Origin of the sequence: Bacillus sp. J14TS2 (assembly GCF_018333015.1) — a bacterium.
In the GTDB taxonomy this organism is placed as follows: Bacteria; Bacillota; Bacilli; order Bacillales; family Bacillaceae_C; genus Lederbergia.
The window spans coordinates 189,412-211,839 of sequence record NZ_BORE01000010.1; the positions used below are offsets into that span (position 1 = coordinate 189,412).

23 protein-coding genes and 1 riboswitch are annotated in these 22,428 nt (G+C 36.3%); of the genes, 4 read left to right on the forward strand and 19 right to left on the reverse strand.

What is annotated here, in order from left to right:
* Positions 1–12 precede the first annotated feature (12 nt).
* Positions 13–477, reverse strand: a complete 465-nt coding sequence (locus tag KI375_RS16625) for a hypothetical protein (protein WP_212974580.1) — start codon at positions 475–477, stop codon at positions 13–15.
* Between the two features lie 235 nt (positions 478–712).
* On the opposite strand from KI375_RS16625, the gene KI375_RS16630 reads away from it, so the two are divergent.
* The gene (locus tag KI375_RS16630) at positions 713–1,873 is read left to right on the forward strand and encodes a DUF418 domain-containing protein (RefSeq protein WP_212974581.1); all 1,161 of its coding nucleotides are present in this window, start codon (positions 713–715) and stop codon (positions 1,871–1,873) included.
* A gap of 448 nt (positions 1,874–2,321) precedes the next feature.
* On the opposite strand, the gene abc-f is transcribed toward KI375_RS16630, so the two are convergent.
* The 4 genes from abc-f to KI375_RS16650 all read right to left on the reverse strand — a co-directional run bounded on the left by abc-f (position 2,322) and on the right by KI375_RS16650 (position 5,892).
* Positions 2,322–3,962 carry a ribosomal protection-like ABC-F family protein gene (gene abc-f, locus KI375_RS16635; RefSeq protein WP_212974647.1) on the reverse strand — a complete coding sequence of 547 codons (1,641 nt, stop codon included), beginning with the start codon at positions 3,960–3,962 and terminating at the stop codon, positions 2,322–2,324.
* A 274-nt stretch (positions 3,963–4,236) separates the two neighbouring features.
* Positions 4,237–4,590 (reverse strand): VOC family protein, encoded by a 354-nt coding sequence (locus tag KI375_RS16640; RefSeq protein WP_212974582.1) that lies wholly within the window; start codon positions 4,588–4,590, stop codon positions 4,237–4,239.
* 185 nt (positions 4,591–4,775) lie between these two features.
* On the reverse strand, positions 4,776–5,417 hold the full coding sequence (locus tag KI375_RS16645) for a GNAT family N-acetyltransferase (RefSeq protein ID WP_212974583.1): 642 nt from the start codon (positions 5,415–5,417) through the stop codon (positions 4,776–4,778).
* Between the two features lie 175 nt (positions 5,418–5,592).
* A complete protein-coding gene (locus tag KI375_RS16650) occupies positions 5,593–5,892 on the reverse strand; it encodes a hypothetical protein (protein WP_212974584.1) in 300 nt (99 codons plus the stop codon).
* A gap of 207 nt (positions 5,893–6,099) precedes the next feature.
* A riboswitch (guanidine-I (ykkC/yxkD leader) is annotated at positions 6,100–6,196 on the forward strand.
* A 62-nt stretch (positions 6,197–6,258) separates the two neighbouring features.
* On the opposite strand from KI375_RS16650, the gene KI375_RS16655 reads away from it, so the two are divergent.
* The 3 genes from KI375_RS16655 to KI375_RS16665 all read left to right on the forward strand — a co-directional run bounded on the left by KI375_RS16655 (position 6,259) and on the right by KI375_RS16665 (position 8,044).
* Positions 6,259–6,600, forward strand: coding sequence for a DMT family transporter (locus KI375_RS16655; RefSeq protein WP_212974585.1), 342 nt, complete (start codon positions 6,259–6,261; stop codon positions 6,598–6,600).
* Positions 6,600–6,914 carry a DMT family transporter gene (locus KI375_RS16660; protein ID WP_212974586.1) on the forward strand — a complete coding sequence of 105 codons (315 nt, stop codon included), beginning with the start codon at positions 6,600–6,602 and terminating at the stop codon, positions 6,912–6,914. Before KI375_RS16655 ends, KI375_RS16660 begins: the two co-directional genes overlap by 1 nt.
* Before the next feature lie 137 nt (positions 6,915–7,051).
* On the forward strand, positions 7,052–8,044 hold the full coding sequence (locus KI375_RS16665; protein WP_212974587.1) for an arsenic resistance protein: 993 nt from the start codon (positions 7,052–7,054) through the stop codon (positions 8,042–8,044).
* 162 nt (positions 8,045–8,206) lie between these two features.
* Here the strand turns inward: KI375_RS16665 and KI375_RS16670 are convergent, their stop codons facing one another.
* The 14 genes from KI375_RS16670 to KI375_RS16735 all read right to left on the reverse strand — a co-directional run bounded on the left by KI375_RS16670 (position 8,207) and on the right by KI375_RS16735 (position 22,225).
* Complete coding sequence (locus KI375_RS16670) at positions 8,207–8,533, reverse strand: AzlD domain-containing protein (RefSeq protein WP_212974588.1); 327 nt, start codon at positions 8,531–8,533, stop codon at positions 8,207–8,209.
* Positions 8,530–9,255, reverse strand: coding sequence for an AzlC family ABC transporter permease (locus tag KI375_RS16675; RefSeq protein WP_212974589.1), 726 nt, complete (start codon positions 9,253–9,255; stop codon positions 8,530–8,532). The genes KI375_RS16670 and KI375_RS16675 overlap by 4 nt, the downstream gene beginning before the upstream one ends.
* 247 nt (positions 9,256–9,502) lie before the next feature.
* Positions 9,503–10,330, reverse strand: a complete 828-nt coding sequence (locus KI375_RS16680; protein ID WP_212974590.1) for a dihydrodipicolinate synthase family protein — start codon at positions 10,328–10,330, stop codon at positions 9,503–9,505.
* A gap of 623 nt (positions 10,331–10,953) precedes the next feature.
* The gene (locus tag KI375_RS16685) at positions 10,954–11,292 is read right to left on the reverse strand and encodes a hypothetical protein (RefSeq protein WP_212974591.1); all 339 of its coding nucleotides are present in this window, start codon (positions 11,290–11,292) and stop codon (positions 10,954–10,956) included.
* Between the two features lie 142 nt (positions 11,293–11,434).
* Positions 11,435–12,304, reverse strand: a complete 870-nt coding sequence (locus KI375_RS16690) for an arginase family protein (RefSeq protein ID WP_212974592.1) — start codon at positions 12,302–12,304, stop codon at positions 11,435–11,437.
* A 249-nt stretch (positions 12,305–12,553) separates the two neighbouring features.
* Positions 12,554–12,718: a helix-turn-helix domain-containing protein gene (locus KI375_RS16695; protein WP_212974593.1), complete on the reverse strand. Its 165-nt coding sequence runs from the start codon at positions 12,716–12,718 to the stop codon at positions 12,554–12,556.
* Between the two features lie 295 nt (positions 12,719–13,013).
* Positions 13,014–13,634 carry a sugar phosphate isomerase/epimerase family protein gene (locus KI375_RS16700; RefSeq protein ID WP_212974594.1) on the reverse strand — a complete coding sequence of 207 codons (621 nt, stop codon included), beginning with the start codon at positions 13,632–13,634 and terminating at the stop codon, positions 13,014–13,016.
* Between the two features lie 126 nt (positions 13,635–13,760).
* Positions 13,761–14,558, reverse strand: a complete 798-nt coding sequence (locus KI375_RS16705; protein ID WP_212974595.1) for an HAD family hydrolase — start codon at positions 14,556–14,558, stop codon at positions 13,761–13,763.
* 54 nt (positions 14,559–14,612) lie between these two features.
* Complete coding sequence (locus tag KI375_RS16710) at positions 14,613–15,848, reverse strand: MFS transporter (protein WP_212974596.1); 1,236 nt, start codon at positions 15,846–15,848, stop codon at positions 14,613–14,615.
* Between the two features lie 249 nt (positions 15,849–16,097).
* Positions 16,098–17,105 (reverse strand): ROK family protein, encoded by a 1,008-nt coding sequence (locus KI375_RS16715; RefSeq protein WP_212974597.1) that lies wholly within the window; start codon positions 17,103–17,105, stop codon positions 16,098–16,100.
* 452 nt (positions 17,106–17,557) lie between these two features.
* Positions 17,558–18,595: a sensor histidine kinase gene (locus KI375_RS16720; RefSeq protein WP_212974598.1), complete on the reverse strand. Its 1,038-nt coding sequence runs from the start codon at positions 18,593–18,595 to the stop codon at positions 17,558–17,560.
* Positions 18,592–19,269, reverse strand: a complete 678-nt coding sequence (locus tag KI375_RS16725) for a response regulator transcription factor (protein WP_212974599.1) — start codon at positions 19,267–19,269, stop codon at positions 18,592–18,594. The genes KI375_RS16720 and KI375_RS16725 overlap by 4 nt, the downstream gene beginning before the upstream one ends.
* A 21-nt stretch (positions 19,270–19,290) precedes the next feature.
* Positions 19,291–21,456, reverse strand: a complete 2,166-nt coding sequence (locus KI375_RS16730) for an ABC transporter permease (RefSeq protein ID WP_212974600.1) — start codon at positions 21,454–21,456, stop codon at positions 19,291–19,293.
* The gene (locus KI375_RS16735) at positions 21,446–22,225 is read right to left on the reverse strand and encodes an ABC transporter ATP-binding protein (protein WP_212974601.1); all 780 of its coding nucleotides are present in this window, start codon (positions 22,223–22,225) and stop codon (positions 21,446–21,448) included. Before KI375_RS16735 ends, KI375_RS16730 begins: the two co-directional genes overlap by 11 nt.
* Positions 22,226–22,428 lie beyond the last annotated feature (203 nt).

The following is a 22,428-nucleotide window of genomic DNA, read 5'->3' on the forward strand; positions in this document are numbered from 1 at the left end:
TCCATTATCCGATTACTTTTTGCTTTTTTTCAGCTTATCAACTATCCACAAAACACCTACTATAAATAGCACTGACAATATCACGATATCAAATTTGCTCGGATAGTTTTCCAGAAATATTCGAATTGGCTCAGGAAGACTTCCTGCAAAGACGGAGCTGATCCCAGTTTTTATGATATGAATAAGAAATAAGATAAGTTGCAACAACAGCAGTATTGGTAATAATGTTAACCCACCAACCAGCCATTTCCAAGCTAATTCATCGTTAAAAAAATAAAAAATGGTCGAGAACAGTAACACTAGTCCCATAATGGCAAAGATGATCAAACGAATCCATTGAACAAACACCAATGATTCTTGGTTGTATAGATACATACTATATGAAAATGCAAGTATGGCTAGAATCAGACTTATTAATGGGAGAATGCGTTGAAGCCAACGAGGAAATTCTGTAAATTCATCTATTTTATCACTCATAGAAGCAACACCTTTCTGATTGGACATTTTTTAATTTGATTGATCAATCAAATTTTATCATTGAGCATCTCTCTTGTCAAAATAAAATAGAAGGAAATTTCTACTCCTTCCCTAACACAGTCACTGAAGATAATGCTTTTTGCTTATTAGGAAACACCTTAATTTTTTGTATACATGTTTTTTGGTTGTGCGACCAATTTTTATATTGTATAATCAGTCAGGAGGTGATGATCGCATGTATAAACAACAACAAAACAAGCATTCTTCTAAAAAAAGAGCTATTTCACTTGATCTTGCAAGAGGATTTATGCTTTTACTAATCATTCTCGCACATGTGCCATTGTTATTATACGGATCTGAACCCGGGTTGATGAGTCGAACAGCGAGTGTCACTTCACTAGATCGGCTTTTTAATGTGTTTGGTGAACTTTTTATCGATAATCGTGCGCGCCCTTTATTTGCCGTTTTATTTGGTTACGGATTAGTTATGATCTTCGAAAGCCAGCTTTCAAAGGGCTATTCGCAAAAAGAAGCAAGGAAAACTGTCAGACGGCGCTCCCTATATCTAATCTTGTTTGGGGTTATATTAGCAGTATTGATTGGCGGCCAAGATATATTAATGGCCTATGGTACTATCGGACTCTTAGTAGGTTGGTTGTTATTACGCTCGAATAAGGTCCTAATAACAGTAACAATTATTATCACTTCCATCTTCATCTCCTATATTCCCATTCTATGGGGTTTCATTTTATATGAAAATGGCAGTTATGGATTTGGTACAGAGTTTTCTGCAGATTATCATTATATACAATCGCTAGTGGAAGCACTACTCTACTTTCCGATCATCCCACTCTTTATCCATTTTCTTTTTCCAATCCTTCCATCTGTACTTGTAGGGATGTGGTTGGGACGAAAAAAACTGTTAACAGCTCCGCAGCAAAATAGCAGATTAAAAATGATTGCTATCATTTGTATTACAATCTCCCTGCTAGGAGCGTTACCATTAGCGTTGATTGGTGAAACGTGGATGCCAAGTTTATTTTCAACTGGGGTTTTAAACGGAATTCAAATCATAACAGGAACTGCCGGTGGGATCGGGTATGCAGCGTTGTTTGGGATTCTTGGTAATCTGATTAAAAGTCCTGGTTGGTTGACGAACGCATTAACAGCATTAGGAAAACGTTCACTCACTTTTTTTGTCCTAAATGAAACCTTGTTAGTTATCCTTTTTTCCCCTGTTGCATTCGGTCTAGGAGGAAAACTCACTAACACTGAAGCTACATTTATCGCTATTTTTATATGGTGTTTGGGTGTGTTCATTGCGTATATGCTGGAAAAGTTCAAGATAAATGGACCACTCGAATCATTAATGCGTCATGCCGTTTATAAAAAATAACCCGATTTCTACTTATGTCCAGCATCGGATTGTATGACTATAACATAAAGTGAAACTTCATTCAGCGGGACGAATGAAGTTTCATTTTTAAGTTTCTTACTTGAATCAATTTCATAATAGAAAATTCAGTATTAAAATCCGAACAAAGTTGATTTCCGCTCTAGGCGGACGCTTTCCGGGGGCGTGCGGTGAGCTTCCTCAGGTCAACAGGAAGTTGATCACGAAGACGTTGCGCCAGGACGGCGCGTATTTAGTCTTTGTACATTAATGCCCTGTGGGATCTCACCTCCCACGCTTATCCCCCAGGAGTCGCCGCCTTCCGCTCCAATCAACTAGTGTGAGGTTACAATAAATATTTGAATCACCATAACGTTCGTGTTTTATCTTTTGATCCATAATTATGAAATTGACCCACTTATAAATTGTAAATCTCAACATTTCACACCAATCATTGTAGCTCCTTTATTAATTGTGTGAGCTCCCTAAATCTAAGATCAAGCTCCTCATATTCTTTATGAGTTGGCGAAATAAAACTAAGCTTTCCTAAAACCTCTTGTCGTTCTGTTTCAAGTGTTAAACGCAGTTCATCATGATTATCTCTTTTTACTGGCACTTCTTTTTCATTAAATTGCTTAAAGATCGTATTGTTTGCAAAGACCAGCTTAGTGTTTGTAATCCTTTCAAGAAAATAACGATCATGTGACACGACCAATAGAGTGCCATTATATTGCTCTAATGTTACCTCAAGTTGTTCACGGGAAGGCAGGTCTAGATGGTTTGTCGGTTCATCTAGAATAAGCACATCTTTTTCTTCTAAAATGTATTTCATTAACTTACATTTCACACGTTCACCCATGCTCATATTCTCAATAGGTTCCGTCCACTGAAACTTATGAAATCCTAAATGTTTCATTAGATTGCGTACATGCCCTCTCTCTGCAAATGACTCTTTATCGAATAATTGCTGGGGTGTTTGATCAAGCGGCAAGTCAAATACCTGCTGAGTTAAATAGCCAATATTTGCTGATGGCGAAATCCATATCTCCCCTTGAGTAATGGCTTCTTTTCCAGCTAGCATATTCAAAAAAGTCGTTTTGCCGCAACCATTTGGACCTGTAACAGAAACCTTTTCACCATGCTGGATAGTAAAATGAGTATTTTTAAAAAGTGTTTGTTTCTCAAAAGACTTTGCTAGATTTTTCACTTCTAAAAATCGCTTTCCAACTTTATCGTTTGCTTTTAATGAAAAATCCACTTGGTATTCCGGCTTGGGCGCCTCAACTTTTATTTTCTCAAGTTCCTTTTCAAGACGTTTTCGTTTTGATTTTACTTGCGAGTCCATCCGTTTCGCTTTTGCACGATAATATTCTTTAAATCCTCCCTGTTTTGTCGATTGTGCATGGGCTGATTTTGACCATGATGTAAGTTGATTCATCTGCCCTTCAATACGTTCTATCATCTGTTGCTGTTTCTCATATTCATGTTGCTGTGCCAGTCTTTCTCTTTCACGAAATTTCATATAACTCGTGTAATCACCGCTATGACTAATCAGCGTTCGGTTTTCAATTGCCCATATTTTTGTGACAACCTTGTCTAAGAAATAACGGTCATGTGATACAAGGATAATCGTACCTTTATAGCGTTTAAGCTGACTTATTAGGAAGTTCAAGCTCTGTTCATCCAAATGGTTTGTTGGCTCATCCAATAATAAAATGTCAGCATCTTTAGCTAGAACCTTTGCTAGGCGCGCTTTTAATTTTTCTCCACCACTTAAGCTCAAAAAGTTACGAATTGGCACATCCCACTTATTTAATAACGCTTCCTCTTCAGATGTAACCTCACCAAAAGAATAAGATTCCGTTTCTTGTTCAAGCATCGTAATAACGAGGTCATACTGGATATGTTTAACATGGCCTTCTGTTAAAGGAAAGCCCCCATTCAATAGTTGCAATAAAGTTGATTTACCAGCACCGTTTTTACCAATGAGGCCGATTCTGTCCCCTTGCTGTACGTTCGTATTTATATTTTCAAAAATAAGCTGATCCTGAATTTCAACTTTTATATTTTCTAATTGCAGTAATTCTAATATAATGAATCATCCCTTCTTTTCAGGGAGAATAAAAAATCCTCCCAAATAAATTTGGAAGGATTAGTCACATAACATTTTTACACAGTTAAATAAGCTATTCACCATTATATAGCTATTTAGTATATAGAAAAATGGACAGACTAATCCTAAGTTTTTATTATCTGAAATATTAAATTTCAAATGTAAACATTAGGTTAGTTACTCATTGTCCACCCATCATTCCTTTCGGTTAATATAATTAAAATTTTAACATTTCAAAATAAAGTATGCAAGATTATTCTAGATGGGTAAGGATATTGATAAGCTTCCCGAATGGATCTCTTACAAAAAATCGCCGAACTCCCCATGGCTCCTCAGTTGGTCCATACTCCATTGGAATCTTCGCTTCTTTTACGCGCATTAATACCTCATCAAGATCATCCACTTCAATAGACAAATCAGGCACAGGTGTGCCAGAACCCCCCTCTGAAAGAAAACTAATTTGAGTATCCATTTTCTCATGCGAGCCATAAGTGGTAATAAACCCCATATCCATCAATTGTTCCAGCCCAAGTACTTCTCCATAAAAATATGATGCTTTCTCAACGTCCCGTGTCTCAATATTAGCAACAATTCGTCTAACCTTCATTTCTTAACCTCCTAGAATCAGCAATATTTTTATTCCATACTCTGGAATGCTAGTTCCATAACAATTTATTCTTTACCTATCACCCACTTAACAGCTTCTAATTTGGTGGATGAGCTCCCACTTTATTTAACATTAAGATCTTTTCAGATAATCTCCCATAACAGATTAATCTCTCCTGATACCAGTTAAAATTCGTTTATATCTGTACTATCTACAGCGTCAAGAAAAAACTGTGGGGCCTGAGCAATCCGAAGGTTTTCGAAATCTGACTTCGGCATGTAGTGTGCCAATATAGGCAAACATTCCTCTAAATCATTATGTCTCTTACCTATAATCGGGTCTGACAACAAACTAAAGCCGAAATCGGAATACAGTTTAATTGCTCGGTAACTAGATGGTTGGGTATGAAGAAATAATGGATAATCTTCTTCCGACAAGGATTCCATTACAATAGAAAGAAGTGCCCTTCCTAATCCCATGCCCTCATATTCTTTCAAAACTTTAAACCAGTGTAACGTACTAATTGTTTGATAAGATTTCCATGCAAAGCACGTCCCTACAGGCTGATCTTCAGCATTACATATAAACAGGCATTTTTCAAAGAACAAATCCCCCTTCGGTAAATAGACCTTATTGACATAATCCGTCATAAAATCATGATATTTCTTTGCCAGTTCAGGGGTATCAAAGTGCATGGCTTTCCATTGATCTAACTCGTTTTTTTGGCAATGGCGTACATGAAATTCTTTAGAAAGTTTTTTGATAGCCTGTGTATTCAATGCGTAACACATCATAAATAGGTTTTTATCTGGTATCTCCTCCGCCATACTATTGTTCTCCCTTCTTACTTACACATAAAAAAATTATAATTATCAATAAAGAAACTGCCTTATATCTTAACTAGAAAAGATCCATTTTTTAGATGGACCTTTTCTTTGTGAAAGTATATACAAGATTGTTAAATCTACCATTGTTCATCTGAAAACAATCATGCTCGTTTATTTAAGTCAATTGACCCGTTTTCTGATGTAAAATGCTTTGTAGTTTTTTCTCATATCTATTGGTAAAAGACTTTTTCTCAAGTTTGTTACTATTGAATTTTCCGATCGTTTTTCTTACCTGTTGATCATGAATGATTAATTCTCTGTACATTCCATTCCTGAGCAAGTCTTGAAACCATTGATGCTTTTTTAAATGTTTGATATTTTCTCCGATGTCTTCTTCATTGACTCTGGGTATAAGAGGAACAATTGCAAACAGATTAATTCCGATAACTAAAATTCCTAGAATTATCGTTTTCATGTAATATCACTCCTTTAATTTTCAACCCACTTTTTCTAAAATTATCTGTATAATTTTTCCTAGTAAGGTAATTATAGCAAACGTAATTCGGCTTCTCAACACGTCCAGCTTTTGTTTTGTATTAGATACTTCACATCACCCTAAAGGATGATACACTCACCTTGATTTGCATATAAAATTGTGTATAATACAAGGTAATTGCATAAGTAAAATGTTTTCTAGGGTTCCGCAATATTTATTATTGGTCTGGTCCGAGAGAAAACTCACGCTCGGCGTGTCACGGAAGGATAAAAGCCTGGGAGAAACTGTTTACAGTTTTCTCTCGGGCTTTTTTATTTTTAGGAACAAAAGCGGAGGTGTTGTTAGATGAATAAAGATTGGATGAAAGTATTGATTGCTGCTTTTTTTGAAGTTATGTGGGTTATTGGGTTAAAACATGCTAATGACTTTTGGACTTGGACTGGAACAATTATTGCGATTATCATTAGCTTTTATGTGATGATCATGGCTGGGAGAAAACTTCCTGTCGGTACCGTATATGCAGTTTTCGTTGGATTAGGAACAGCTGGAACTGTCTTTTCTGAGATTCTCTTCTTTGGTGAACCCTTTAAGCTTGAGAAAGTACTGCTAATTTTAGCTTTATTAGCGGGAGTCATTGGTTTGAAATTAGTTACGAAGGACAAGGTGCAGGAAGGAGAGGAAGTTTAATGGCTTGGATTTCTTTAGTCTTAGCAGGTCTGTGTGAAATGTTCGGGGTTACTATGATTAATAAATTGCACCAAGACCGTAATTGGCAATCATTGGTGCTTTTAATCCTTGGATTTGGAGCAAGTTTTATATTTCTTGCTTATTCAATGGAAACACTTCCTATGGGTACAGCTTATGCCATTTGGACTGGAATTGGCGCTTCTGGTGGAGCTATTTTAGGCATGATTTTATATGGAGAATCTAAAGACTGGAGAAGGCTTATTTTTATAGGAATGGTATTGGGGGCGGCAGTCGGGCTCAAACTGGTCTCTTGAGCCTCTTCCACTCTTTCGATTGCAAGTTGATGTCTTTAACACCTCATTGCCCCATTAAACGACTTTGTTTTATACTAATCTATACAAAATCATTTACTTAAAGGGCAAATTATCATGAAAGAGGAATTGTTTTAGACATGAATATCGCGAGAGAAAAATTAGAAAATCAACAAATTTGGATATATGGTATCTCTCTTCTCTTTGGAGGCATCCTAGGTATCGGAAACGAGGATTTAGGAAAAAGCTTAGATTGGGCGATTTCGCCACTCATAGCCCTTCTCTTATATGCTATGTTTGCTCAAATCCCATTCTTAAAATTACGTGCGGCTCTTTCCAACCTCAGATTTATGGCGGCATTACTAATTGGGAATTTTATAGCTGTTCCAATCCTTGTATGGATATTAATAATGATATTCCCACAATCTCCACCAATTCTATTAGGGGTTTGTTTGGTTTTATTAACGCCATGCATTGACTACGTCATCGTCTTTACTCAACTTGGAAAAGGTAATGAAAAATTAATGCTAGCTGCCACGCCTATTTTGTTTGTCGTACAAATGATCTTACTCCCATTGTATCTATGGCTAATCATCGGGGAGGAAATGGCAGAAGTTGTTCATATGGAGCCATTTTTAGAAGCCTTTCTATTCCTTATCGTTGTGCCTCTGATCTTAGCACTCCTTACTCAATTATGGGCAAAAAAGAAAGCTTTGGGTAAGAAGCTCTTAGATATGACAACATGGTTCCCTGTTCCATTTATGGCTTTAGTATTAATTGTCGTAGTTGCATCTCAAATTGGTAAAGTATATAGTGATTTCGGAATAATTGTACGTGTGATTCCAATCTATATTTTGTTTTTAATCATTACACCACTTGTCTCAAAGGTTATCGCCTATGTGTTCAAATTAGACTCAGGTGCAGGTAGAGCATTAATCTTTAGTACTGGAACTAGAAACTCCCTTGTTGTTCTTCCTCTAGCATTAGCATTACCCAATTCCTGGGCAACACTAGCTGCAGCAGTGATTGTGACACAGACAATTGTCGAGTTGATTGGTGAATTATTTTATATCAAGGTTATCCCTAAATGGCTATTAAAAGATCCTACTGATTCCATGAAGAGATTTATGTGATCTTAGAAAAATGATTATCTCTTTGGCTTATTATGACGAGACTGCTTCAAAGACGAACAACATATTACCTTAGCGGAGTATATTTCCTGGACAATTTTTATACCCGCTAATAGTTTTTTCTCTTTGGTGAAAACAGCTTCGTTCCAGCCTCCCTACGTTTTTTTAGAATAAAAACCTTATAATAGCCATACATACTATTCCTACTATAACTGTAACGGACATGCTCTTTGTCCATAAAGCTATCATCAGTGTTGGTATAATAGCCGCAAGTACCCTCCAATCAATGGCTAGCATAGGCTCATTGTCTTGGATGATAAAACTATCCACGATAAGCGCAGTAAAAATACAAATAGGAATATAGGATAACCATTTGATTACTATTCCTGGAAGCTGAATATTCCTTATAACAATAAAGGGAATAATTCTTGGTATAAAAGTTACAATTGCACAGCCTATTATGATTAATAATATCGATAATTGTATACTCATTTGTCTTTTACCACTCCAATCGTTGCCACAATTATAGTTGATAAGAGAATGGCTAGATAAGAGGGAACGAACATACAAAGAATGAGCATCAATAAAATTACATACACAATTAAAGATAGATAAAGCTTCAATTTACCACGCTTCATGTTTTGTAATTGCAACACAAGCAACGCCAAGAACATTGCTGTTAAAGAAAAATCTAATCCTAATATTTCTGGATTTGAAATCCATTTACCAAAGATTGCTCCAAGCACACAGGATAAAATCCAAAATATATATGCAGTGACATTTAACCCATTCATCCATTTGTCATTAAAAGCTGCTTTTTTTACAATTTTATTAATCGCCACACCAAATGATTCATCTGTTAAAAGGGTCCCTATCGCAATATTTTTCATCAAGGAATACTTTGTAAAATAGGGAGCCAATGTCATGCTTAATAAGAAGTGCCGTAAATTTACAATAAAAGTTGTAAATACTATAACTGAAATCGGACTCCCTGCTACTAACAAGGCACAAATTATAAATTGAGCTGCACCTGCGTATACAATTGCCGACAAAAGGGCAACTTCTAATATACTAAGATTGGATGAAGCTCCCACTATCCCCATCGCAATTCCGATACTGATGTAACCAATTAAAGTTGGGACACAATCTTTTACTCCCTGATAAAATGTCGAGAGATTTTCTGTTCTATTGATTTCTTTATCTAGTTCATTCATAGCTGCACCTCTATTGTTCCGTTACATCATTTATATTTAATGCAGAAACTCGATATATATATATTTGGCTAGAATCTACATCCTTATTTTTATTCAAATTAATATTTATGTCTATTTGTTATGACTAACTGCAATTTTTATCCAACTAACTGTAGTTAGTCTGATAAGCAGTTTTTATTTAACTCCCCTACATTTTACTAGTTGCTATAGATTGCTTAATCATCTGTCTAAAAAATGTACTAGCTATTTAATTATTTCCTATTGGGCTTCTGCAAATCCCCAATGGAACTCCCTTATCATTTATGATTTTTTTCAAATTCACAATAGCATTTCCTTGATAAACTTGTTCTAGAATATTTTCGATTGTTTCGCTTTTTTGCTTACTTATTTTTTGTTTCTTAAGCATTCTTTCAAACCACTGACTAATTTCTATTGGTGAGATATTTCCAGCAATGGAAGATAGTCGATCATATCCATATGATACTTTTTCTGTTAACCCCACTTCTCCACCAGCATAAAAATAGAAGCCAGTTCTATGTAAATCTCTTTTTATTCGTTCAATTTTTTCTTTATCGCCGGCATCTTTTATTCCAACTATTAAGTCTATCTTACTTAATTGAATAATACTTTTATCTGATAAATCAAATCCAGTTCTCCTTGGGTTGTTATATAAAATTGCAGGTTTATTACTAAGCTGTATTATCCTTTTTGTATAAACAACCGCTTCTTCTTGTGACGGTATAATATACGGCGGATATCCAAGCATGATACCTGATATTTTTGATTGACGAATTTTTTCAGCTAACGCTTCTGCCTCTTTCTGTCTAATAGAAGCTACTCCAAAAATAATTTCCATATTACAAATAAGTTCTTCTTCCTGCTCTAATCTGTTTATTAGCTGAATTTTCTCTTGTAAGGTTAAACTATGCTGTTCTCCAGTAGTTCCAGAAACAAGAACAGATTTTACTCCTTGTTTATACAGGTTGCTTATATGTCTTATTGTCCCTTCAACATTTAAGGATTCATCTTCAAAAAAAGCTGTCGGTACAGAAATATGAACATTTTCTGTTAGCATCTTATCATCCCCTTATTCAGCTTATACCAATCTACTTCACTATATTGAATAACCATCTTGTATAAATATTACTATCTATTTTCGTTGAAAATATAACTTTTTTGCTAAAGTGAACTTTCAATCAGTGGGGGGTTTCTTTCATCCCCACTGATTGAAATCGCGATGCCCTGTTGCTTCGTCTGCACTAGTACATCCTATACGTCGCTGCGCCTTTTTGTTAGGCTGAACCAATCGGGCTTTTACGGGCAGTGTATCCCCCACCTATGAGTCTTGAGGTGGGGGGGATTACTGCCCGTTAATACAGAATAAATTTATTGTAATCTAACCGCCTTTTTAAATGTTAAATGCCCCTTCTCTGCTGATAGGCTTCTCTTTTTTGCATGACATCTGTAGTTTAGATTAAAGATTGTTCAGAAATGTGTCGTCTATCTTCACATTTTGCGTTAAATTAAAAGAATCCGTTTTGATAAAAGATTTGTTCCAAACGGATTCTTCTATGTGAAGCATTTTATATGGAGTTTTTAGTTTGATTTTTTTCTATCTCTGCTTTCTATATCAAGGTCGGTTTGTACCTACTTTTATATTTTTCCTTCTTTTAGCTTGAAGCCACAGATTTTCCCTCTTTAGTAGTCTAACTGCCGCAAATATAAAAGGAGATCATCATCTTTCTGTTTAAGCGTATATTTTCTGAGTTTACTCGCTATCTTCTTTTGTTGCTTACTATCTTTGCTGAGAAAGTTTATTAATTGAAAGAGTGGGCCACTAGTAAGCTCTGCACCACCATGAAAACCCAATTCAAGTCCCATTTGCTCTAATTCCGTTAATGGTAATTCAGCATGCTCTAAAAATTCCTTTTTGTAGAATTTGGTAATTAAGATTAATGGTGCCTTTTTCTCTAATGCAGACAGCAATTCTTCTGTGCTATTCACGACAAAACAATTATCTGAATCCTCTGGCTTCATTTTTAATCCCCCTTACATTTCCACTATTTTATTACTTCAAGCTAAGTTGACTATACTAACCACTTCATAAATTAATAGGAAAAATATATAAATAGCCCCAAGATGAAAAGATAACTACATACACCAGTTGTTTTCATTTTGTTCAATCATTAAAAATGGATATTTCAGAAAGCGCTTTTCGAAGATTAATCGCATCCCAAGGAATATGTTCTGCGATCCCAAGCCCAACAATTTCAGCTTTTGTAGAGACATCATTCAACACACGAACAATTTGGGGAAGGGTCATTTCTCCGATTGCAGCAGGAAAATCTTCCAAGTATGGTTCCGCTGGTAAAATGGAACGGAAATTTTTCGGCGTTAAGACATCTAGGTCAAAGTGCACAGCTAAATATTCGATTTGGTTTTCTTCAATCCAATCCATAATAGGTTGACTATTTTCTTTTAATTCATCTGGGCCAGCAAAACGAATATTTAATTCTTTTACTGATTGGTCCTTATCACGCAAATCCTTCTCTATTAATCCCGCATACATCATATGGCTCAAAGAAACGGGATTTTTTACTTTAGCGGCAAATTGCGGAGCACCATGTCCAAGCAAATTCCCTGCCACCATCTCGTGATCATGTGACGAATCATTTGATGAGGCAATATCGGGATGCGCATCCAACCATAAAACTCCGAGTTTCCCAGCATATTTCCCATTTAAATAATCAAATGGAACTTGATCCATCGAACAATCTCCACCAAAAATAATGACTTTATCAGGTTGCTGTTCTTCCAAAATTTTCTCTGTTTCTTCCATTTGTTTGCATAAAGCTTGCTCAGCAACAATGCCATTTTCAACTTCTAATTTCTTTTCAAAGTCTTTATCTACTGATACTTCAATTGTCTCACTTGTATGATGACTAGGGGCAATATGAGCTAATAATTCAGCTCCAAAAGCATAGTTTGGATTATTTCCACCTTGCCATTGTGGCAACAAAAGCCTTAATGTCTTCTTATTTTGTCTCATTTCTATCCTTCCTTTCGTTGCTTTCCTATATCATATAGTGATTGAGCATTTGATTTCATGATAACAATTAATGCTCATTCCTTCTAGTCAAGCATACTCCTGCAATCATTAAGTTGACTCATGTTATCAATGTATCTGTCAACATTAAATGAATCAAACATAAAAAATCGATAGTCTACTGATTTGTGTATCAGGAAACTTCGATTCTAAAATGTTATATAATTCTATAAGATTCTTTAAGCAACTCCCTTATTCCACAAGTCTTTTAATATTTTGTATATCCTTTTCGCTCATCCGAGACTGTATGCTATTATTAATCAGCATGCGCATTTCTTGAATAAGTTGTTCTCCTTCTTTTAGAAGAAAGATACCCACAGATCGTTTATCTTTTGTATCTGTTTGGCGTTCAACCAATGATACACCTGACTAGGACCGTAAAATAGTTTATTTAAAAATGACAGAAGGCAATAATGCCCTATTGTCATTTTTAAATAAACTTGATGTCAATAGCCTCTGGCACCAAAACTGGATTGTTTTAAATGGTTTTACTGAACCCAAATCATGCTCTTAAGCCTAGTCTGGTTAGATAGTGGTAGCTATCTGTAGCGCAGTCAAATGCATCCGTCAGCCACTGCTCCTGCTCTGCAAAGATCCATTTAACCTTTGCTTCTTTGCAATCATTAATAATTGGAGCCCAGTCATGAGTGCCTTATCCCAAAGGCATTAGATGATTTCCCCCATCCGGTTGCGGGGCAGAATCCTTGAAATGAACCAAATCGATACGACCGGTGTACGCCTTCAAAATCGAGCTCGGTTCAAATCCAGCGCTATGCGCAGCGTAGACACAGAAGGTCAGTTGAATATCTTGCGGTAGTAAAGACATCAAACGTTCAAAGATCGGCTGGCCGTCCATTAATCGAAAGTCCGGTTCGATCGGGTGATAGTTAAACTGCAGACCCGCCGCCTTGACTTTTTCGTTAATTCTACAGATAGTTTCGGCAAATTCTTTTAGCTTGTCCACCGAATTCACTTCTTGCGGGATAATTGCAAAGGTTAGATATCGACTGCCACAAGCCACGGCTCGCGAAATGGCGCGGTCAGGATTAGCTCCAAAGCCTAAGGGAATATCCTCCTGAGTCGCAATGCAACGCAGTCCAGACTCCCGGAGGGCTGCTACAATTTCGGAATCGGGAAGTTCTGCTGGCACTCCTTGCAACTGGATGTCGCGATATCCTATGTCTGCAAGCTTCTGAAAAGAATTGTGAAGATGGTCGGGTGTGTCTAGGTAAGGGGTAATGCTGGATACTTGAAATCCAAGAATCGGATACATAACATTTTTCCTCCAATTTGTTTTATATTTCAAATCATATTGCAACTAACTGAATAATCTCTGGAAGAATCTTACATCTACTCTACTTAACCTTCTTCAGTTCTCCATTTCATTTTCAATACCTATCTACTGTAAAGATAATATTTGTATTATTGTTTTCATTACAGCATCTTCTTCATTTGAACGTGTAATAAAATTAGCAGTATCTTTTAATTCACTTACCGCATTTCGAACAGCAAAGCTATATGCAGCTCGAACCATAAGCTCTAAATCATTGTAACCATCTCCGAACGCCATTGTTTCCTCGGGTGTAACATTTAGTAGACTCTGTAAGTGTTCAACTGTCTTACCTTTATGAACATTCGCATTCGTAATATCAATCCAGGCTGCTTCAGATGCGACGAAATATGCAGATTTTGAAAACTGGGACAATTTTTCCTTTGTTTCAAAACAACGAAGAAAGGGATCATGGATTGTAATTTTCACAAAATCATCTGTTATCTCACTAAAATCATAGACGTATTTTACTTGAGCATAGGATCTTCTAACGATAGCTATTTCTTCAGAAGATAAATGATCTTTAATAATTGCTCCACTTCTTGTACAAGCAATAATGGTATGGTCAAGACTGATCTCCTCAAGCAACTTAATAATTTCCTGTCCCACCTTATTACTAAGCAGAGATTCATAAATAAATTCTCCATTATGTTTAATTCGGGTGGCACTGTCCCCCAGTATCCACAGATCATCGGCATCATCAGCAAACAGCTCTTCTACCCGTTCACATTGCTTACCAGTAACAGGTGCAAAAACAACTCCCTTTTCATTCATTAGCTTCTTTACATCTTCGAAAAGTTCTCTGTTAAAATCACCGCTATTATTCAAGAAGGTTCCATCCATATCAGTTAAAACTAATTTAATCAAGTAAGCTCCTCCTACTGGAAAACATTAGTAAATACCCTTTCGCATTTCTTACGATTAAAGTACTGTTGAGCCTTTGTTTTCGTCTTGTTTTACAAAAACCTTGTTTTTCAGTATACGATTCAGTTTTTCTGAACTTAAAAGCATGGCTATAACAAAGAGAACAACACATATTGGGAAGATTCCAATTGACAAATGAGATGCCATTAATCCAAGAAGGGGCGGCATGAATGTAGTACCAGTATAGGCAACCGCCATTTGATAACCCATTATTGTCTGAGAATGTTTTTTTCCAAACCGTGCTGGTGTTTCATGCAACATACAGGGAAAAATTGGTGCTAGTCCTAGTCCAACAATGATAAAGCCGACAAGCGAGAAAAAGGACGGCAATGGTAAAAATAGAATAATGGCGCCAATTAGGGCAGTTAGCTGTCCTACTCGAATAAGAGAACGGTTATTCATTTTAAAGGTAATAAAGCCTGTAACTAGTCTACCAACAGTTATACCTGCAAAATAAAAGGAGACCCACCCAGCGGCAGTGGCGGCGTTTACCCCTTTGATATCTACCAAAAAGCTACTTCCCCATAGATTCACAGTCGCTTCAACCCCACAGTAAAACAAGAAGGAGACTAGCCCTAGTTTGACTCCTTTAATTTGTAATGGTTTAAGATCATTATCTTCTTTGGCAGCCATTTTCTCTATAATATCTTCTTCATTTTCTTTCGATGGACTATGACCAACTTTGGCTACTTTTTTCCATAAAGGAAGAGTAAAGAAAAGAATGATCACTAACACGAACTGAATGATGGCAATAACAAAATATCCGCTTCTCCAGGAATTATCCCCAGAAATAAATTGAGACATAATGATAGGACCAAGAGTAGCACCAACTCCCCAAAAACAGTGTAACCAACTCATATGGTGGGCCTTATAATGTGTAGCAACATAATCATTTAATCCTGCATCAACTGCCCCTGCTCCTAATCCTAATGGAATAGCACATAAAATCAGCCAGAATACAGATGGTGATAAATGAAATCCTAGTAGAGCAACGGCTGTCATAAAGACACTGACAAAAGTAACTTTTCCAGTTCCAAACCGTTTAAGTAACTTTCCGCTCATTAAACTAGAGACAATTGTACCACCTGCAACTATCATAAAGAGGTATCCAGCCGTCTCAAGTCGTGCCCCCAAGTCTGGTTGCATCGCTGGCCATGCTGCCCCTAACAAAGAATCTGGTAAACCTAAACTTATAAACGCCAAGTAAATAATGATTAAAAGGAATGTCACCATGTTGTAAATCCTCTCTTTAATGGTTTCATAGACTTTAATTGGGGGAATTATTTCGCCCTATTAATAATCTAAACAGTAGTGTAAATGATAGATATAAGTATGTTCTTGTATAATCTTTTATGTTCAATTTCTTTTCGCTGGCCTATTTTTTGGCCAAGCAATTGATAAATTGAAACTTTAATAGTGAGTTTTTTCATCTTCCACTGATTGATGGAAGTATTACTACCCGTTAAGGCGGGATAAGGTTGCTTAGTAAATTTTATATATAGTATCCTCTGTAACTAACCATCTCAAGCCCATTGTCATACTTTGCTGAAAGTGTCGATCAAAATAGATGATTGGTTTGTTTGGTTGTCTTGAAAGACTTTTATCAGATTCAATAGCTTGCCTCATTATTTCGATATCTACATTTTCAGAAGAAATTACAAAAAAACTAGGAGCAATAACTACATTATAAATTGCTACAATTTCTGAAAGATTCCTTGCTAACTCTATTTCCGTATCTGGAGCAGTTTTTTCCATGATGTTTGGCAGAAACTTTGCTTCACCCGCCAGTCCCTTTTGCCCTTCTATAAGGGCTCCATTTGAAAATATGGTGATTCCTGGCATACTTTTTTCTGGATAAAAGATTCCTACAACACTTTCATTTATAAATAGATTATTTTCAACACAAAATCCCATAGTCATGATATGTGCATCATTCTGAATCTTTATAGGAATATCTGTCATTCGTTTGAGCTCTTCTTCAATATTCCATCCATCAAATACATTTTCCCAACTTGAGGTAATAACACCTTCAAAGATTTTCCCAGGTATCGCTAGTCCTATTTTTCCAACTTCATATTCTTCATGTATATATTTTTCAATGATGCTTAGAAGGTTTTCTATGTTTATTTCAGGAAAGTCGATTACTTCAGAAACTTTCTCAACGCCTTCCATATTTACGATTTTGGCAATAACTTGTAGTTTTCTTTTCCTCTCGGGGCTCTTTTTTTCTTGAATTGAAAGGAGAAGGTGAAATGTTTTGTCATAATTAAACATATATTCTACTGCTGGTCGTCCCGTCTTTTGTTGAATGAAAGATCCTTCAATAAAAGTATTGTCCCTCACTAATTCTTTAACCAATGAATTAATAGTGACTACACTTATGCCAGTGTCCTTCGCCATTTCTGCTTTAATGGACTTTCCTTTAATAAATAGCCAAGCTTTCAACTTTTCTAAATTATTTCGTCTAATAAGATTGGTTTCTTCACACAATTAAAGAACCTCCATTATTAATTAAGGGTCTTAATTAACCCTCTTAACTAAGAATAGATCATTTTTTTAAAATTGTAAACACACTTCTTTTTATTGTAAAAAATCTGTCCTTGATTTCGTGATACTGTGGCAAGGGTACATTCATTGAACGGGGTATAAAGAAGATCCAAACCGTAAAAAAAGACTGGATCCAATATCGGATTTAGTCTAAATTTATATTGATTTTTTTGATTGATAAAATTGTTTAAATGAAGATTGGATAAGCTCCATCCTTTCTTCGTCTCTCGTCGTTGTTATTCTAAATTCAAGCCATTGGCATAATTGCTCAAGAGCGTTTGCGATAGCTTACCATTATATTCTCAGAGGATTTTTGATACTTATTCATGTACGATTTTATCTGTATCCCGTTCATCAAGTAAGTGTTGACCGATCCAAATCAATAAGTTGACAGCTTATTGTTTCACATTTGGAAATAGCAGGGAGATGGTCAAGCCCGAATCATGTTCTGATTTCGCATCCAACTGAATAGCTAAATCATAGGCCAGCTTGCTTACTAAGAAGAGACCCATCCCCGTTGCCTGCCTTGTATATGTACCACGCCCTCCAGTAAAGCCTTTCTCAAAAATAAATGGTACATCCTCTTCGGACACTCCAGGGCCATTATCATGAATATGTAAAATGATTTGATTCTCCACCTTATCAAAGATCGTTTCAAATACCAATATTGGACGATCCTGATTCTGCTGGACATATTTCGTACTATTAGCAATTATTTGTTCTAACATAAAAGCTAATCCTTTGCGGTCAGACAAAATTTCTATTTCTTCTCCTATGAACTGTATTTGAAAACCGGATTCATCTAGTAGTGATTGATGTTCTTCAATTGTCTGCTTACAAAATGCCAGTATGTTTATGGACTCAAAAATATAATCTTTATGAGTAGCCTCAAGTCTTGCAAAATACAAAATTCGCTCGACATCGCCATGCATCTGATCTCTGACATGAAGCATACGCTGCTTCACAAGCGGAGACATTTCGTCACTACGATTATCTAATACCAATGTCATCAATGACAGTGGCTTTTTAATTTCATGAACCCATCCTTCTATATAATTTTCATAATCGTTCAACTGCGTGACTTGCTCATTACGTTCCGACCGAAAGGATCTTATAGCACTTCCTGTCCTACGGATATATGACCAATATATCTTCGGAGATACCTGACATAATCTTTCTTCATTTGTCTCATTTGCTTCTAACAAAAAATCTTGAAAGACAGCTTCGATTATTTTTTGCCTTCTAATGATCAGGAACATGGCTAACGTTATCATGGCTAGAGTAAAAGCGATCATAAGCCCTACTAATACTTTAAATGTTTCTGGGTAAGCCAGCCAAGCTAAAAAACTGAATAGGAGATTTGTTGAAATTAATATAAGAAACCACTGTCTATAAGCATGAAAATAACCATAGATTAGTTTTAACCATTTCATGGCTTCCTCTCTCCTCTAAGCCGATACCCCTGCCCCCTTATTGTTTCAATTTGATCTTCTAAATTACATTGTCGCAGTGTTTTTCGTAAACGAGTCAGGTTTACTTGTAATGCATTTTCGTCTATATATTGGTCTGTTCCCCACAAATGCTTACTCAGCATGGACTTAGGTACAATCTTAGATCTATTCTGCACTAAAGCTAATAATATTTTCCCTTCATTAGCTGATAATCGTATTGACTTGGTTCCCTTATACAAAGTAAAGGTATTTGGGTCTAGCGAAAAGCTGCCACCATCAACCAAGCCCAGTTGACCTTCAAACCTTCTGAGCAGGTTGTGAATACGCGCTAATAATCGATCACGATTACATGGTTTTGTGAGATAATCGTCTGCCCCTAAATCAAGACCATGTAATTCATCTTGTAACTTATCTCTTGATGTAAGAATCAATATCGGGCCAATCCCTTTTGCTTTTAAACTTTTGCATATTTCAAAACCTGATTGTTCTGGTAAATTGATGTCTAATAAGACTAAACCAGATGCCGAAGCGGCAATTTGAGTAACTACATCATGAAAATCTACAATTGCCGTCACTTCAAATCCGGCTTTTTGTAATATATCCATTAACTCCTCTCTCATTAATGAATCATCTTCAACAATTGTAATCCTCGTCACTTCAGCACCCCCTTTGACATGTTAATCTATATTCGGTTTCCAACGTAATTTATCAATCTCATGATCGGCTGAGCGGGCAACTGCTACTCCATAAATCACTAAAATGGCAATGACAATAGCTGCAAAGGTAAGGGCAATAGGATAAAGTAACACTTCATCATCAACGTTAATCATAACAAAGGAAATCATTGCCTTTATGCCCACAGCTCCACTGACAGCTGCAATAGACATAGGTAATAGAAAGGTCAACATTACCTGTTTATGCATCGACTTTTTCATTTGCTTACGCTTTGCCCCTAACATGGAAAGTGTTACATAGCGCCTGCCTGTCTGCTTCATCTGTGTCAAAAATTGTAAAGCTAATACCGTGCAAGCAATAATCAGGAATAAGAAACCCACATAGAGTGTTGCATAACTCCCAGCAACCACATAAAAGAGTTTTCGTCCAAAATTTTGTAAATAACTTTCAAACCCAAAGCCTGAAGATATTAGTATCTCTCTAGCTTCCATCATTGGAATCATTAAACCTTGCTGGTCTTGTAACCTTTGAGGAATGCGAAAATTCCAATATGACGCATAGGTTTCCGCATTTAAGTATTGTTCGAACATAGGATCAGAGACAATAAATGCTGAGGTAATTTCTGCGGAACGATCAGCTACTAATCCTTTCATTGGAATAGATGGACGGATATACATCGCCTGATCATTAATACTCAACAAACTTTGTCCGCTATTTTCAGCCTTTTCTAAAATATGATCTAGTACAGGAAAGCTATCTACATTATCCATAGGCATAAAATCAGGATTAAAGTATAAAACCATTTCATCCGCCTGTAGATTTAATGGTTTTGCACCAATTGTTTCTAACAATTCATTATAAGACGATTCAGGAATGAGGTAAGGTGTTGTTGCATCAATTTCTAGGATCCCGAACAAATTTAGTGCTTCAGGGTTTTCCGAACTGATTGTATAACCTTGCATTTCTCCAGATAAAAGCTGCTCTTGATACTTGCTTGGCAGAGCCATAATTAGTTGCTCCCTTAATTCAGACCAATCTACCAACGACAAAGGCAAATCATTTTCCCCACGTTCCCCTTGATCTTTCATATGTCCAATTTCCAAATAGTTTAAATCCTCTACATATGATACCATTTTTTCTGATGCTAGAAATTGCTCAACTTTTTGGTCATTTCCATTAACTGTGAAATCATATATCGAGGAATTCCTTGTAAAAGTACTTTCTAAACCAATAAAAGTCGAAGCACCATCTGCTAGCAAAATGATAGACAACGTAATGAGAATAGATGTCACAGCAACAGAAGTAGACTTATTAGCAACGTTTTCCTGAAACTGCCTTAATGTAAAGGTATGCAGTGCTTTCGTAGATTTACGTTCTGACAAGCCTGTGAGTAGACCAAGTAATCTCCCAAATCCGCTCATGAAAAAGATCGTTCCCAGAATCCCGAGAGCAAGTGCCACAAACAAAAGCAGTCCACCAAAATCCATAAAACGATACAAAACGAGCCAATAAGCAACACCTAGTAAAGCAGCACCTATGAGTAAATTGAAGACATTACCTTTTAAATGGCCCATATCCTGGATCTTGTCCATTTGCTCATAAAGTAATTGCTGGACCTCTTGATGAAATAACCTCCTACCAAGAATAATTAATGCTAGCGACTGAATGAATAAAAAGCCAATAATGGTAAATATTATCGCACTGATCGAAAAGCTGATTTGATGACCGATAATGCCCTGTCCGACTATTTTTGAAACCGTTAAGCTGATGATTTCTGCTAAAAATCCGCCTATTAAAATGCCGCCTATAAGGGCCAAAACAGAGGTAACAACCCCCTCGGCCAAAAGTTGAAGAACAAGGCGTTCTTTACGCATTCCTAACATAAGATAAAGTCCGAACTCTTTGCCTCTCCGATTCAATTGATATCGATTAGCAAATAAAGTTAAGAAAAATAATAAAAACAATGCAAACAGATAGACAATTGGCATCTGAGCTAAAAGTTTATCAATCGCATCACTTTCAAATTCTTTTAAGAATAAAATAATATCTTGTCTCCCAAGGGAAAGAATAATATAAAACGAGGCCACTGCTGTTACCAAGGTTGCAAAGTAAATAACATTTTCCTTACGGCTTCGTTTCGCATTGCGGTAAATCAGCTTAGAGAACATTGGCGCTTCCTCCCCCAAGCTGAGCCAGTAACTGCAAAATTCTTTCATAAAATTTCTCTTGAGACTCATCGTGTTTGCGGCGCAGTTCATGAAAGATGACACCATCTTGAATAAAAAGAATTCTTGAGCAAAAACTTGTTGCATTCGGATCATGGCTAACCATTAAAATTGTTCTTTCACTATTTCTATGAATCTCTGCCAATTTATTCATTAAAGTTTTTGCAGAACGTGTGTCCAATGCGCCTGTCGGTTCATCCGCCAGCACGATGTCTGGATCAGAAATCAAACTCCGTGCAGCTGCTACCCTTTGCTTTTGTCCGCCAGACATCTGAGCTGGGAATTTATCGAGAATATCTGTAATGTCTAAAAAACCGGCTAACTCATTTAACTTAGCTCGCGCTTTAGCAAAATCCATCCCATGTATTGATAGGGGTAATAGTATATTTTCTTGTCCTGTTAAATTATCTAATAGTGCAAAATCCTGAAACAAATAACCAATGCGGCTTCCCCGATAATCCGCTAAATCCTTACTATCAAAGGCACTGATGTTTTTCCCATTTAAAAGCACACGCCCTGATGTTGGCTTTATAATCGTGGCAATACAGTTTAATAATGTCGTTTTACCTGAACCGCTTGGTCCCATTATCCCTAAAAATTCTCCTGAGAGAATGTCAAAACTAATTCCCTGTATAGCTTTTGTTAGATTGTTGTTCTTTCCGTAGTTTTTTTGTAAGTCTTGAACCTCTAGTAATTTTCCTTGTCTGACCATGTGTATAACGCTCCTTTTTCATTATCATCTTCCAAAACGATCGAATCTGAGCTATACACATTATAACCAGTATAGATGACTAGAAACACTTACAAATGATGTAAGGAAAAATTTCTGAAGTAAAAGGCCTTAGCTATATCTGATCCCCTTGCGACTATGTTATGCTTTATTTTGGGATTTTGAGGAAGGCTAATAACTTACTG

Coding starts and splice junctions, on each gene's coding strand:
- KI375_RS16710 (WP_212974596.1), bottom strand. CDS start 15,848: ATGGTGACATTCCTTTTAATCATTATTTACTTGGCGTTTATAAGTTTA.
- KI375_RS16690 (WP_212974592.1), bottom strand. CDS start 12,304: ATGAGACAAAATAAGAAGACATTAAGGCTTTTGTTGCCACAATGGCAA.
- KI375_RS16665 (WP_212974587.1), top strand. CDS start 7,052: ATGAATATCGCGAGAGAAAAATTAGAAAATCAACAAATTTGGATATAT.
- KI375_RS16685 (WP_212974591.1), bottom strand. CDS start 11,292: ATGAAGCCAGAGGATTCAGATAATTGTTTTGTCGTGAATAGCACAGAA.
- KI375_RS16625 (WP_212974580.1), bottom strand. CDS start 477: ATGAGTGATAAAATAGATGAATTTACAGAATTTCCTCGTTGGCTTCAA.
- KI375_RS16660 (WP_212974586.1), top strand. CDS start 6,600: ATGGCTTGGATTTCTTTAGTCTTAGCAGGTCTGTGTGAAATGTTCGGG.
- KI375_RS16675 (WP_212974589.1), bottom strand. CDS start 9,255: ATGAATGAACTAGATAAAGAAATCAATAGAACAGAAAATCTCTCGACA.
- KI375_RS16700 (WP_212974594.1), bottom strand. CDS start 13,634: ATGTATCCGATTCTTGGATTTCAAGTATCCAGCATTACCCCTTACCTA.
- KI375_RS16730 (WP_212974600.1), bottom strand. CDS start 21,456: ATGTTCTCTAAGCTGATTTACCGCAATGCGAAACGAAGCCGTAAGGAA.
- KI375_RS16670 (WP_212974588.1), bottom strand. CDS start 8,533: ATGAGTATACAATTATCGATATTATTAATCATAATAGGCTGTGCAATT.
- KI375_RS16650 (WP_212974584.1), bottom strand. CDS start 5,892: ATGAAAACGATAATTCTAGGAATTTTAGTTATCGGAATTAATCTGTTT.
- KI375_RS16680 (WP_212974590.1), bottom strand. CDS start 10,330: ATGCTAACAGAAAATGTTCATATTTCTGTACCGACAGCTTTTTTTGAA.
- KI375_RS16645 (WP_212974583.1), bottom strand. CDS start 5,417: ATGGCGGAGGAGATACCAGATAAAAACCTATTTATGATGTGTTACGCA.
- KI375_RS16735 (WP_212974601.1), bottom strand. CDS start 22,225: ATGGTCAGACAAGGAAAATTACTAGAGGTTCAAGACTTACAAAAAAAC.
- KI375_RS16640 (WP_212974582.1), bottom strand. CDS start 4,590: ATGAAGGTTAGACGAATTGTTGCTAATATTGAGACACGGGACGTTGAG.
- KI375_RS16720 (WP_212974598.1), bottom strand. CDS start 18,595: ATGAAATGGTTAAAACTAATCTATGGTTATTTTCATGCTTATAGACAG.
- KI375_RS16655 (WP_212974585.1), top strand. CDS start 6,259: ATGAATAAAGATTGGATGAAAGTATTGATTGCTGCTTTTTTTGAAGTT.
- KI375_RS16630 (WP_212974581.1), top strand. CDS start 713: ATGTATAAACAACAACAAAACAAGCATTCTTCTAAAAAAAGAGCTATT.